Consider the following 13832-nt stretch of genomic DNA (forward strand, 5'->3'; position numbering starts at 1 on the left):
CTAATTATTTTTATTGAGCCACTGCTAACTTCCAAGCCTGCAATTGCCTCTCAATTTCTTCAATGACTTTATCGATGCCAGCACGCTGCCGTTTTTCGATATACTCCTCCAGCTTCTCATCCGCACTAACGGATCCGGTATTAAGACGCGGACCGTATTCGTCATTGACCGTCTGCAGATTTGCTATTTCCGTTTGGACAGGTTCAGGATCGAATGTAAAGCCCAGTATAGGCGACGATTGCGCCTGTTTATTTTCTTGAAGGGTAAGCGATTGTGTCTCCGGATCCTGCCCTTCCTGCAGGTAAGCAATGAAACCGTTTCCAAAAACCCACGTCTGATTGGGGTTATAGCCCCCTTCTTCCAGCGGTTTGATGATATTGTCGGCAACCTTCTCATAATGCTTGCCTTCAATGCCGTAGCTGACCAGATTAAGCAGCTCCGGGTTCGTATTTAACAAGTTCAGAAACATCATAGCTCGCTCTGGATTAAGGGAAGTTTGGCTGATTGCCTGCATCGACTGTATGATCGTATTCGTTCCAACGAAGGGATCGGAAGTAGGCGCCAGCACAATATCTTGTCCGCCAGAAGCATTTTTTTCCTCAGCCTCTTTGCCCGGCTTCAACACATTTTCGAATGAAACCGCAATCTGACCTGTTTTCTTGCGTTCATCAAGTGCTTTTACAACAGGCGCATCCTTATTAATTAATCCATCCTTGTACCAACTGTGCATTAAGTCCAGATATTCACGGTATTCAGGCGTCTTGACCATATCTACGACCTTTATATCGGAATCTGTTCGATAAATGCCAGCCAATGCTTCATTCGATATGAATTCCAATTGATTGTAGGTCGTCTTCATGTTTTCGAAATTGCCGTTGCGAGTCAAGGCAAATGGAATGATGTCTGGCTCGTTTTCTTTAATCTTCCGCAGGAACGGCTCCATGTCCTTGACTGTCTTTATCGTATTGACGTCCAACTGATATTTATCGGCAAAACGCTTTTGAATCAGAAAACCTTCTTTATTGGTTATCGTTTGATAGTTTAGAATGGCATATGTTTTTCCATCCACTTTCAGTGCGTCCCATACCTGTCCAGGCATGCTGGCATACAATTCGGATGCAGAGGACTGAAGCCACTCATCGATTTGGATGAAAGCCCCTCGACGCGCGTTCTGCGCGTAATTGAACATCCAAAATGAAGTCCAGGCCATATCAAACTTTTCTGAAGCTGCCACCATGGTCTGCAATTTCGACTCGTAGCTGCCTCCATCCACTGGCATCAGCTTAATGGTTGCATTAATCGCTGCAGTTGTAATTTTATTGATTTCTGCTTCAACTGAGGCTGTTTCCGGTTGTATGCTCCATTGCGGATAATACCATGTCAATTCAACAGCCGGTAATTCGCCCGCTTGCTGGCTCGCCTCCGGCGCTTCCTTCGTTGGTGTATTCGTTTCCTTCGTTGGCAAATGATTTGCGTTCCGTTCTGAGCAAGCCGTAAGTAAGACGACAATCGCCAGTATTAAAATAAGTCCTGCCTTGCCCCTTCTCCATTCCATCATGGTGCGCCCTCCTGTTATGGTTTGTGCAACGTTATTCCTTTATGGACCCCACTGTAAGCCCTTTCACAAAATACCGCTGGAAAAACGGAAAAATAAACATCATTGGCCCTGCGCCAAGTACGGCTAAAGCCATTCGCGCTGTCAGGCTTGGAAATTTGGTCACATCAATCTGACCGCTCATATACCTTGCATTTGCGGCGAAAAATTCAATCGAATTCATCGTTCGATATAGCATTAACTGTATCGAGACAAGTTTGTTATTGTCAATAAACAATAGTCCCAGCCACCAATCATTCCAATAAACAAATGAAATGAATAGCCCTACAGTAGCAAGTGCTGGTGTTGCCAAAGGCAAAACGATTGTAAAAAAGGAACGATACTCACTGGCTCCATCTATTTTGGCCGATTCCACCACTTCAATGGGTACCCGATCAAAGAACCCTTTCATAATTAAGACATAGAACGGATTAACCAGATAGGGCAAAATCAAGACCCACAGCGTATCCTTTAGGTGCAGATATTTCACAACCAAAATATAAAAGGGAACCAGACCGCCATTGAACAACATCGTAAAAATAACGAAAAATGAAGTTGCTTTCCTATACGCATAGTCTCGGCGCGCCATGACATAAGCAATCATTGCCGTAAGCAGCAAACTGATGATCGTTCCCATTACGGTAACCATAACTGTAATGGAATAAGCATTCAGCAGCATACCCGGATATTGAAAGACGATTTTATACCCTTCAAGACTGAATATCTCTGGCCACAGACGATATCCCTTTCTAATGATAGAATCCTCACTAGAAAACGATGCCATCACAACTAGCAGCAGAGGAAGCACCATCGCAACCGTGACGAGAACAAAAATAAGATGTGTAACTATACGAAGAGACGGCCTCATAGCTGCTACTCGCTCCTTCCTGATTAGTTTATTCACCAGCCCTTTTGCGCCTTATTCTGCATCTACCACAGCGCATTCTCTTCATTTATTCGGCGAATAATCCAATTGGACAGAACGACCAGCAAAAAGCCTACAACGGACTGATAGAGTCCCACCGCAGCTGACATGCCAACATCGCCTACTGTACGCAAAGCTCTGAACACATACGTATCAATGACATCCGTCGTTGAATACAGGAAGCTGGAATTGTTAGGCACAAAGTAGAACAAACCAAAATCAGAGCGGAACATTCCTCCAATCGCCATAATAAGCAGTACGATAATTAGGGGAGTCAATAAAGGCAGTGTAATGCTCCTCATCATCTGCCATCTTCCTGCACCATCTATACGGGCCGCTTCATAATAGGAAGGATTGATTCCCAAAATGCCTGCATAGTACACAAGGGTGGAAAAACCTACTGTCTTCCATAAGTTCACGCCATTTAATATATAGGGCCATCGTTCCGCTTCCTGGTACCAGCTAATGGGATCCCAACCAAACAGGAGCCATATTTGATCCAGAAATCCGCGCTCCTGTTCCAGAAAGGCCAGTACCACATAACCTACGACTACCCAGGATAAAAAGTAGGGCAGAAATAAGGCAGTCTGATACAGCTTGATGGCTCTGCTGGACAGCTCACTAAGCAAAATAGCAAACAATAATGCAAAAACTAGCGTAATGATAATAAAGCCCGCATTGTACAGGATGGTATTGCGAGTAATACGCCAAGCATTATCAGAAACGAAGAAAAACTTGAAATTGTCCAAGCCGTTCCATGGGCTGCCGAAAATCCCGAGATTATAGCGGAAGTTTTTGAATGCTAAAATCAATCCCACTAACGGCAAGTATTGAAAAATCAACTTGAACACAAGGGCGGGCACACTGAGAAAGAATAGTTCACGGTTACGCCTGAACACACTTTGCTTTGCCAACGGATGTTTCAACTTTATCACCTCCCCTCTGCCCTTCATTATGCTCAGACAATGGGCGGTGCACCACTTAACAAAATGTACTTTACTGTTTTCTTACATGCTGATTTTGCAGTTTACTATCCTATTTTGCTTTGTCTGGCCTCCCATGCTCCTGTTTAGCTCCATACAGAAAAGCAGGACGGAATGGATAGTACCATTCCGTCCTGCTCGCTGCCGCCTAAGAGCATAGTGTAGCTTGTAATCGTCAGGAGTGCTCTGCTTGCACTTTCTCCTGCTTCTTCATAATTTGTTTCAACCGATACTCCCCTGGCGTTGTACCGTATTTGATTTTAAAGAGTTTAAAGAAATGGCTTTGCGATCGATACCCGCACTGTTCCATCACTTCATTAATGCTTATATGGTCAGAATCAAGTAATTCCAATGCTTTGCTTAACCGAATATCATTTAAATACTCCGTGAAACTCTGTCCTGTTCCTTGTTTAAACAGCCTCCCTAAGTAGGCTGAGGACATCTTCAGCATATCCGCTGCAGACTGCTGGTAGAACTCTGTATCCGCACAATTCTCCGCAATAATATCTTTAATGGTCCCACAGATCATTTCTGTTTTTTTATGGGTCAAACTCTCCGTATCATGCACTCGGCGAGCTGCCAAATCCAGAAAAATAGCTTTAATTTCCCCTATCGTTTCCTTATCCATCACTTCTTTATGCAAATGGACCAATTCCACTCGAACCGGATGTAGGCGCACATCATTCATATCTTGTATGGCTCCAACCGTTGCCATTGTTAAATGCAATACGGCCTGTATAAACTCCGCATAAGACAGCTGCATGGACAGCTCAAAAAACAGCTCGATCTGCCCAGTTAGTTGCTTGCTGTTCCCTCTCTTTAATTCTTCAATGATCCGCTTCTCTTGCGCAGGAATCGACTCTAGTGCCCTCTTGTTACGGTGCTGCGCAACTCTCTCTGACGTTATAAATGCACGGTAACCATACAGCATCCGGTATTGGATCAGTTCCCTGGCTTCCAAATAGGCCTCTGTAATTTGCACAAAGGATGGGACAGATGTACTCAAGGATAACGTAACAGATAAGCCATAATAAGACTGAATGACGCGTTGCGCTTCAGAAAAAGCATCCCCATATAATTCGCGCCCCGGCCCGTTGTCATCGGGCACGACCAAAAATATGAACAGTCCCTCACCCATATACGTCCAAATACAATCACAGCTTGCAGCGAGCAGTTCTTCCGTAATGTTGCCTATTGCAAATACATATAGGTCGTTCTCCTTGCCCTTCATTTGAACTTTTCTTTGCTTGTAACCATCAATTTGCAAAGCACAGACACAAAACGGCCCTTCCGGTTTCATATGGGCATGACGATCCGTCACCCATTGCTCGAAGCCCTCCCGTGTCAAATGTGTACTGTCCGTTAATAGATTATGAATATGAAAGTGCTCAATCATGCTCTTATTTTTGGAATAATGCTGTTTCACTTGTTCTACTCGCTGTACCAGATTGGTATATACACCACTCAAGTAGGACCATTCATCGTGATCGGCAGCCCCTTGAGCCATCTCTGTGCTCGGAGAACCTTTCACTTGATGAACCATGCGTTCCACAGGTCGGTACAGCCTTTGCGATATCGGAAAAATGAGGGCAAGCGACAGTAAGAGAAAGAAAAGCATCGATACCAGCATCGTCTTTTGAATATTGGCGAGCGGCTCTAGGGCTAAAGCATAGGATTGAATATTGACAATCTTCCAATTCTGTACGCCAAGAGGCATCAAGGTCACAATCGACTTATCGCTTCCTCGACCAAATGTGAAGCTATCAAATTCTGTGTTACTGGTTTGCAGCCTGGCAATAAGTGCATCAGGTATCGTTTCTCCTGCATGCCGGTCGGCAGCATAGAGTTGTCCTTCATCAGCAAGCAGCAGCAAGGTATTGCTTTGTTTGTATGCCAAGTCATTAACGTTCTGAATATTATTGAACAGCCAAGAAGCCTGCACATTTAAAATGAGCTTACTCTTCCCTCCAGGCGTATCCCCCTGCTGATCATACAAGACATATGAAAAATAGGAAATGGGCACCTCCTCGCCATCCATTTGACCAGAACCCGATTTTTCCTGGATCGGAATCATCGTTAGTTTGGGCCATTCAGGATATGCAGCGAGTTGATGCTCATAAGACGCAATTTCACCATTCAAGTTATCCTGAAAGGGGCGGTAAGTCGAAATATATTTGTCTGTGTAGGCATTGTAAACCGTAATCGAATGCAAATAGGTCGAGGAGTCTACGATTTTATCCAGCTTCCATAATTTGAATGAAATATCCGCATAGTCGAAGCTTTTGCCATACAACAATGGAATGACCTCATTATCAAAAAACAAGGACATTGCCATATTTTTCGCTATCTCATCCATGTAGCTGACATTGTACTGGACTTGCGATAATACTTTCTCGTTTGCCTCAGAAAGTGTTTTTAATATAGCAGTTCTCATCGTAACATACATGAATGCTGAATAAACAACCAACACAAATAGAGCAAACAATGCAAGTGAAAGGAGGATCCGCTGCAAATACTTTCTCGATCGTAATCCGGCAAACATCACATCTGGCTCCTTTGTTTATCCCCGATCTGCTATAACAAGAGTAGCTGCTGATTTGGCAGGCAATGATGATCCATATTGCCAGCCCCCGGCTACAAGGCGATAAGCCTGTTCTAGTTCTGTCTGATTGACAATGACAACAACAAGCGATCCATCCGGATTGACAAAAGCGACATTGGTAACTGACTCGGCCGAGCCTAGTGTACTTTCAATTCGATAGGCGCCCGCCCCTATAAAGCGCGAGAATTGAGCAGTTAGATAAAATTCAGGTGTTGCCCAGTAATGATCAGTGTTACTGGCGTCTTGCACCAGCAGTGTTGGATCCGGGGTACCGACCCATTGATGTGTGCCGATTGTACTATCAAGCATCGTTACCCACGCGTTGTAGCTTGAAGCCCAATTCCGGAAAAACTGCAGGATGCGATCGGCTCCATATACACCCCATAATGACCGTTCGGTCAAATAAATCGACTTGTCCGGGTAAGCGGCTTTAAGCTCGGTCATGATAGCTGGTTCTCCCTCATAATCATGCAGTGCAATACCCGCTGTCGCTTCATTAGCCGCCTTGTTGTTCAGTATTGGTGTTGTGTAGCCCCATGCATCGCTGAAATTATGGTCAAAGATCCATAGCTTCACATCCAGCCCCTGCGCATCAAGCTCCTGCCTTAATATTACAACCAGCTCTGCTTGTTGTTCCGGAGACATATAGCAGCTTGGATAATCAATCTCCAATAATGGCTCGTTCTGCATCGTCATGCTATAAAGCGGGATGCCAAGGGATTCGTAAGCGCTTGCAGCTTTGCATAAATACTTGGCATAAGCCTCTACGTATTGAATCCCTTCCTTTAAGCTTCCCCGATTCATACTGCCGGTTGTCTTCATCCAGGCAGGCGGCGACCAGCAGGAACCGAATATTTTTAGTTCCGGATTCAATTTAAGCAACTCTTGTACTGTATCTATTATACCTAAATCAATATCACGCTGAATAGAAAAATGCTCCAGTTTAAAGTCTGTTTCGCCCTCTGGCAAATCATTATAAGAATAAAAAGTTTGCGCCGTGAAATCCGAAGTGCCTATCGTAATACGGATCAAATTAAATCCTGCGCCGTCTTGCTGATCTACCAGCAATTTCAATACCTCAAGACGCTTTTCTGGTGACATTTTCGCCAAGTTATATACCGTGCTTTCTTCCATGGAAGTGCCAATACCTAATATTTGCTGGTACGTAATTTCTGGAAAAATAGCGATCGTCGTCTCATTCGACTTTGCGACAGCGGGCAGTCCTACCTCTGATGCTTCTTGCTGCTCCAAGCAATAACGGTTAGATAAGTCCTCAAAAAACCACTGTTGGCTGCGTGCTTCCTGTTCAGAGCTCCACCAAACGTTCACTTGTTTATTCAGCTTCATTCTTTATCCTCCATACCATGTAGTTTAGAATACGTGAATCCCATCAAGCATGGCAGATAACGAAGCATCTATCTACTTCACAATTTGCATATTACTGTTTTTTATAGAGATAACGCATTTAGACTGCTAATTTTAGCTCTCATTCAGAGCTTTTTTGCTGCAAGACTGGCTTGATCGGCATTAGAAAAAGCCTGCCACTGTTTGGCAGGCTCCTCATCATAAACTTCTATCATTATGACTCTAAATCCGAAATCACACGGCAATCCGCCAACACTTCCGGTTTAAATTGCATACTGTCCGCTTGTGTGATCTGGCGAATTACTCTGCATGGAACTCCTGCAGCAAAGGTGCCTTCCGGGATATCTTGAGTCACCACGCTACCTGCTCCTATTACGCATCCGTCTCCAATGGTAACACCGCCGCATACCGTTACATTGGCTGAGAGCCATACATCGTTGCCGATCGTCACTGGCTTGGCGTAACATAGCGACTTAGGATCGCCATTTTGATCAAGCATTTGCCTGCGTTCAGAGGCAATGAACGGATGAATGGGTGTCACAATCGTTACATTTGGACCAAAACTGACATTATCCCCAATAGTAACCTTGGCATCATCCTGCACGGTAAGATTGTAGTTGCCAAAGAAGTGCTTTCCGATTTCTGTGTGAACCCCGTAATGAAAGAAAATAGGTCCCTGAATGAAGCTGCGTTCCCCCATCTTGCCAAGCAGCTGTTCAAGTATCTCTTCGCGTTCCTCTGTCTGATCCTCAAAAGTGCGACTATATTGACTGCTAAGGTTATGTGCACGGCGCTTTATAGCCTTTAATTCGGGATGACCAGGACTAAATAAAATCCCCTTAAAAATTCGTTCTTCTTCCGTCATATATTCATCTCCAATCTCTTCGAATGTGCTCACTGGTATAGTATTTGATCAAACAACTAACAACTCAACATTGTTTTGTTGAAGAATCTCTACAAAAGCTTGTTCAGGTTGTTTATCCGTTATCAGCAAGTCAATAGCTTCAAGCCCGCAGACCCGATAGAACATAGGTACTCCGAATTTCGTATGGTCGGCTAATACGATAATTTGACTTGCTCGTTTAATCATTTCACGTTTGACAAACCCATCTTCTTCATTCAGGTAAAAGAGTCCATCAGATGTAATACTGCAAGCCCCAAGAAACAATTTGTCTGCTTGATAATCCCTTAGCTTGTCGATAGTCGCTTGTCCATATAAGAATCTATGCTGAGAATGTAATTCTCCGCCAAGAAGATACGTTCGAACAGCAGGCTTTTTGGAGAGCACATCCGCGTTATCGATTGAATTTGTAACAACGACTACATTAGTAGAAGTAAGATGTTCAGCAGCAAATTGGACCGTTGTTGAAGCATCCATCAGAATGAAGTCGCCATTGTTGACTAGAGAGGCCGCAAAAACCCCAATCCTATGCTTCTCTTCGGATTCACGTACCAGACGTTCTCTGTATTCATGAGCTTTATTCGCTTGTTTAGGGAGAATGGCTCCTCCATGCGTTCTAATGATTAGGCCCATCTCTTCCATCCTTAAAAGGTCACGACGAGCTGTGTCTCGGGATACTTCGAAAAAATGACAAATATCTTGGATGCTAATACGCCCATGCTGCTTTAAATAATCAACAATTTTGTTAAGACGTTCTTCCTGATACAAGGCACCCTCACCACCTCTTGCAAATATTTAAGTATTCATAAGTCATTATAAGTGTTTGTCATGCGATTTCAACTTGTTTTTTTAAGGCATCATCTGCTACAATGATCACAACTTCTTGATGAAGGGCGGGAAAATACATTGGACATACCGAATGAAAAGCATGGTTCCAACTGGCGGCAACACGGCTATGTTGTATATCCCAAAGCCGTAACTCACTTTCACGTTCTCCGTTATATGCAATGGTTGATAAGAGGCGGGATGAATGCCGCGTATTCAACTCATCATCAATCGTTATGGGATCTTCGAATGTATGAGCCTGTCTATCATGCCTTCAGCGAAGTTCTCGGCGACCAGGCCTTAATGGTTAGTCTTGATCCGAAAGAGACTACTAAAATTCAAGGAAGAGTATGCCTGCAAACAGAGATAACGATTCATAATAGCAATAGCCCTCAGAGAATACATATGTGCGATCTCATTATTTTCGATGCGGAGAGATGTCACCTTGACCTTGATCTAGACTTCGATTCATTTTGGCTCCCCCTGACCATGATCCCCGCTAATCAATTCCATGACGTGACCATACAAGAAAGATTGCAGTATTGGCATGCGAAACCGTTTCAGACCTATCTCTCCCCATTAGGATGCAAATTGCTAGGACTCGATTCCTGGGAACCTGGATTAACATGAGCGCAAACTTGAACATCGTGGAAACTATTTTATGAAGGTGTAGCTCTGGTGATCCGAGCAGTTCGTTAATATACAGGAGTGGCATCTGTTACATCCTTATGTTGTTTGGCAGGACTTACAACATACAGGATTTGCAGATGCTTTTTCATTTCCCCCCGTTCTACGCTCATTTCAATTCGTCAACCGCTAATTTTGGTTTTGAACCTAAAGAATTCTTTAAATTTAGAGCAAGTATAGTATGCTACACTCGAAAAGGATGTCCAGTGAATGTAACATTTTGAATAAAAAACGTACAATTAAGTTCGCAAAAGTAAAAAGGCAAAGTCATCGGTATCTACGAACTGACCGATGACCTGCCCTCATTTTAATGGAACCTTGACGCTATGAAGCATACCGTTCAGGCTACCGTGTGCATCGCTTCGACATACATAGGGGTAAGAGGTATCTCTTTGTACCTAAAATGCGGAAAGGAGGCTATCTGCTGTTTTTTGTCACGGAGAAACGTGTCTCCACCGCAAGATGAAGAAACTAGCCAGTTCATTGGAGCCACAACCCGATTACCAAGCTGCTCTTTCCTATGCACAATATCTCAACTATCACATTTAAAAGGAGTTTATTGAAATATGGACACTAAGAAATTATCTTCCAAGTTCTCATTAATCATTTTGTCATTTGTTTTCTTGCTCTACTCCGCTAGTATCGTACCGGGAGTAACATTGTATACTGTGCACGCTGAACCTATTGATTCTCCTTCAGTAGAATATTTACCAACCAATAGCAAACCTTCATATACCCCTCCAGATACACTTCTAATTTGCAATGCAGCTGATGAAACCCCAAGTAATAGTTGCCCAGTCATTAAATGGGGAGAGTTTACCTACTGGGTCTACCGTGATTCAAACAATAACACAACCATGACGATTGCTTCCTATAATGAAATAGGTGATATTTTCAATTTTAGAAGTTTTAATGGCGCACGATATATTAAAGGAATTACTGTCGATGAACTTACTCAAAGTGTTACGTTAATAGGTCAAAGTAATAATACCATTCATGTTTCTTGGGAAAATTTATTGGATTTGCAAGTAGCCTCTACCACACTAACGCTAACCACGTCGCCTTCAATCTTATATGGACAAGAAGCGTTTGAGGTACAAGCTAAAGTATCCAATGCACTATCTGGCACCCCTGTAACTATAGGTTCTGTGAGTTTAAGTGATGAAGCAGATACACTATACGCTGCGCAATCACCAAATAGCGAAGGCATTGTAACTTGGACCATTGCAGCTGATACCGTACCAGCCAACAGTAACTTGCAATTTACGGCGGAGTATACGGATACTTCAGATAAATATACCGACTCACAAAAGTCAGAAACATTTACTGTTGGACCACTACGTTTCCCTGTTAAGTTCGTTACCAATGTAGGAGAAACTGTGTTCGACTCTAGACTTACTATGGGCAGCGTCATCACAACACCACCTGTTATAACTAAAGAAGGTTATTTGTTTGATGGATGGTATAGTGATGAGCTTTTTGTAAACAAAATTACGTTTCCCCATACCGTTAGCAGCAATATTATTTTTTATGCAAAATGGGTCGACGTTATCCCTCCAGCAATTGCGACCTTCAGTGCTGACGAAACAGCAAACACAAGTAAACCCGTCAATGTAACAATTAGTTATCCAGATGATGCACATGTTAAAGAATATAAAATGAATGACGGAGCCTGGACCCTATATACAACGCCTATAAAAATGATTGAAAATGGTACAATCTATGCTCGATCAAGTGACCTTGCAGGTAATATATCTGATGAAAGTTCTTATGTTGTAAACAATATCGTACCGAAACCATCATCTCCAGTAGTAGAGATAACTACTCCAACAAATGAAAACTCTGTTTATATTAATGGCGAGATTTTAGGTGATTTTCCTGTTTCTACGATAAATCAATTACGGCATCTTGATTTTGTAATTAAAGAAGGACCCTTCTATTCGTTAGTATCAAAACTAACGAATAACGATATAATCGCAATCAACGCTCCACAGATTGATTCTGTAAATGTGACGTTCGATCGTACCATCCTTGAATCAATGAAACAAAATCATAAAATATTGAGTTTGAGTACTCGATTAGCCAAATTGGAATTACCTCTCAACCAAATAAACACAACATCTCTAAACAATCCCGAAACCATACAGATTCAGCTTCATTCATCAGACCAAACTAAACGGCAAGAGTTATTAATGTACGCAGAAAAACATCATTTATCTTTGTCAGGAGATCCAATTACATTTTCATTTGATATGAATACAATTATTAAAAATAATGAATATACCCATCCAGGCTATGCTACTTTAAAACTACCATTAAACGATCTATCTACTAACTCTTCCGTATGGAATGCTTTACTATTGCAAGATGATGGAAGTATACACATGTTACCTTCAAAAGTAATAACCGAGAATGGCAAGGACTTTATGATCATTCACACTGTTTCAACCGGAACTGTTGTTCCAGTTTTAAGTAAACCAGTAACTTTTACTGATACAAATGGTCACTGGGCAGAAAAGGCTATCTCTAAACTTGCGACTCATGGAATAGTATACGGTGATGAATTTGGGAATTTTAATGCTGCGGAAAACGTATCTAGAGCAGAATTTGCGGCTGTTATAGCGCGTGGCTTAGGCTTGACGAGCGCAACGTCCGTATTAAACCCTTCTACTTTCACAGATGTCCATCAAGACACATGGTACGAACAAGCCGTCAGAGCAACCAGTTCATACGGCTTAATTCAAGGATTTGAAGATCAAACATTTAACCCTGAGCAATTACTTACACGTGAGCAAGCCTTTGTCATTATTGCAAGAGCACTAAATATATCACAGCAAACAGATTTAGATTCAGATTCAATTCATTTGCAACAATATGCGGATTATAACGCTATCTCAGATTGGTCCAAAAATTCTGTTATAAAAGTACTACAAGCAAATATTGTTGAAGGTGATGGTACTAAACACATTCAACCACGACAATTATTAACCCGCGCTGAATGTGCTCAGCTTATCGTACGCCTGCTTGAAAAGTTGCAATTTATTTAACCAACTATTCTCATATAGTGATACATGTTTAAACACCTTCAAAGGGGTTATCCCAAAAGTTGTTTTATGATTTTTCAGCCCCCACTATAGACAGGATTTCAAGCAATAGAGAAGCCCTCAAACCCACTTTCTCCGTGGTTTTGAAGGCTTTTTTGCTTCATATTTGAGATTGGCTTATCCGTTTCTACCCTTTTGAAATAACGGACCATTGGATTTCTGTCAGGTACCTGGACACAAATTAAAGGACTTTTTTACGATTGTAGCGGCCTCTCACCATTGACTCTTCCTAATTGTTCAATTGATCATAAGTTTTTACCTTCACTCAGATACGCCCTATCGGGAAATCTAACGAGATCAATTGCCCGGTTAGAGCGCTTGAATTCGTTTCGTTATATAGGGTTCCATTGGACGTTTGCCAATCGGGAATATTATCTTTCCACTCCGCATATATAAAACCTCTCCACTTGTCCCCTAAAGCTGACACCAATAAGTTTTTATTAACTTGATTAGCTCCCCTGAACATTTCTAGCCTAGGATAATTATTATCAATGAAGAAATTACCGCAATTGGAACACTGATAAACCGTTTTAAAAAGTGTGCTTATTAATGATCGGATTCTCATTGCAGCTTCTTCTTTATCTATAGGTGACGGTCCCGATTTCTCAATAGCATCGTCAATCTCTTCCAGGAGATCATACCGATCTTGGTCCGACATTAAATATCACTTATTGGAGTTATCCTGTCCGTTAATAGAACAAAGACAGCCGATCACGCTAGTCGGCTGCCTTCTAGTTTTTATTGAGCTATCGTTCTCCGTTAGCGTAATCCCATTAATAGTTCACACTATTTCCAATCTCACAGACATCAAATAATCTGTCCATAATGCTACTGAACGCAAACACC

At 42.3% G+C, this 13832-nt stretch carries 9 protein-coding genes; 1 reads left to right on the forward strand and 8 read right to left on the reverse strand.

From position 1 onward, the window contains the following. Positions 1 to 10: 10 nt before the first annotated feature. The 7 genes from DX130_RS23075 to DX130_RS23105 form a co-directional block, all read right to left on the reverse strand. Positions 11 to 1558 (reverse strand): ABC transporter substrate-binding protein, encoded by a 1548-nt coding sequence (locus DX130_RS23075; protein ID WP_116049404.1) that lies wholly within the window; start codon positions 1556 to 1558, stop codon positions 11 to 13. Between the two features lie 31 nt (positions 1559 to 1589). Then, positions 1590 to 2498 (reverse strand): carbohydrate ABC transporter permease, encoded by a 909-nt coding sequence (locus tag DX130_RS23080; protein ID WP_338068658.1) that lies wholly within the window; start codon positions 2496 to 2498, stop codon positions 1590 to 1592. 26 nt (positions 2499 to 2524) lie between these two features. After that, positions 2525 to 3472: an ABC transporter permease gene (locus DX130_RS23085; RefSeq protein WP_116049408.1), complete on the reverse strand. Its 948-nt coding sequence runs from the start codon at positions 3470 to 3472 to the stop codon at positions 2525 to 2527. 205 nt (positions 3473 to 3677) lie between these two features. Next, entirely contained in the window at positions 3678 to 5837 is a 2160-nt protein-coding gene (locus DX130_RS23090) for a helix-turn-helix domain-containing protein (RefSeq protein WP_165861425.1), read from the reverse strand. A 225-nt stretch (positions 5838 to 6062) separates the two neighbouring features. Further along, positions 6063 to 7451 (reverse strand): glycoside hydrolase family 30 protein, encoded by a 1389-nt coding sequence (locus tag DX130_RS23095; RefSeq protein WP_116049411.1) that lies wholly within the window; start codon positions 7449 to 7451, stop codon positions 6063 to 6065. A 232-nt stretch (positions 7452 to 7683) separates the two neighbouring features. Further along, positions 7684 to 8334, reverse strand: coding sequence for a sugar O-acetyltransferase (locus DX130_RS23100; protein ID WP_116049413.1), 651 nt, complete (start codon positions 8332 to 8334; stop codon positions 7684 to 7686). Between the two features lie 48 nt (positions 8335 to 8382). After that, on the reverse strand, positions 8383 to 9138 hold the full coding sequence (locus tag DX130_RS23105) for a DeoR/GlpR family DNA-binding transcription regulator (protein ID WP_116049415.1): 756 nt from the start codon (positions 9136 to 9138) through the stop codon (positions 8383 to 8385). A gap of 1310 nt (positions 9139 to 10448) precedes the next feature. Here DX130_RS23105 and DX130_RS23115 point away from each other — a divergent pair. Beyond that, the gene (locus DX130_RS23115) at positions 10449 to 12929 is read left to right on the forward strand and encodes an S-layer homology domain-containing protein (protein ID WP_116049419.1); all 2481 of its coding nucleotides are present in this window, start codon (positions 10449 to 10451) and stop codon (positions 12927 to 12929) included. A gap of 322 nt (positions 12930 to 13251) precedes the next feature. Here DX130_RS23115 and DX130_RS23120 read toward each other — a convergent pair whose 3' ends face one another. Further along, positions 13252 to 13644 (reverse strand): hypothetical protein, encoded by a 393-nt coding sequence (locus DX130_RS23120; protein ID WP_240644665.1) that lies wholly within the window; start codon positions 13642 to 13644, stop codon positions 13252 to 13254. Between the last annotated feature and the right edge of the window lie 188 nt (positions 13645 to 13832).

This window comes from Paenibacillus paeoniae (genome assembly GCF_003388735.1).
In the GTDB taxonomy this organism is placed as follows: Bacteria; Bacillota; Bacilli; order Paenibacillales; family Paenibacillaceae; genus Pristimantibacillus; species Pristimantibacillus paeoniae.

What these genes read in the sequence shown, in the direction of transcription:
- DX130_RS23075 (WP_116049404.1), bottom strand. Translation starts at nt 1,558, where the DNA reads ATGATGGAATGGAGAAGGGGCAAGGCAGGACTTATTTTAATACTGGCG.
- DX130_RS23085 (WP_116049408.1), bottom strand. Translation starts at nt 3,472, where the DNA reads ATGAAGGGCAGAGGGGAGGTGATAAAGTTGAAACATCCGTTGGCAAAG.
- DX130_RS23090 (WP_165861425.1), bottom strand. Translation starts at nt 5,837, where the DNA reads ATGGCAATGTCCTTGTTTTTTGATAATGAGGTCATTCCATTGTTGTAT.
- DX130_RS23095 (WP_116049411.1), bottom strand. Translation starts at nt 7,451, where the DNA reads ATGAAGCTGAATAAACAAGTGAACGTTTGGTGGAGCTCTGAACAGGAA.
- DX130_RS23100 (WP_116049413.1), bottom strand. Translation starts at nt 8,334, where the DNA reads ATGACGGAAGAAGAACGAATTTTTAAGGGGATTTTATTTAGTCCTGGT.
- DX130_RS23115 (WP_116049419.1), top strand. Translation starts at nt 10,449, where the DNA reads ATGGACACTAAGAAATTATCTTCCAAGTTCTCATTAATCATTTTGTCA.
- DX130_RS23120 (WP_240644665.1), bottom strand. Translation starts at nt 13,644, where the DNA reads ATGTCGGACCAAGATCGGTATGATCTCCTGGAAGAGATTGACGATGCT.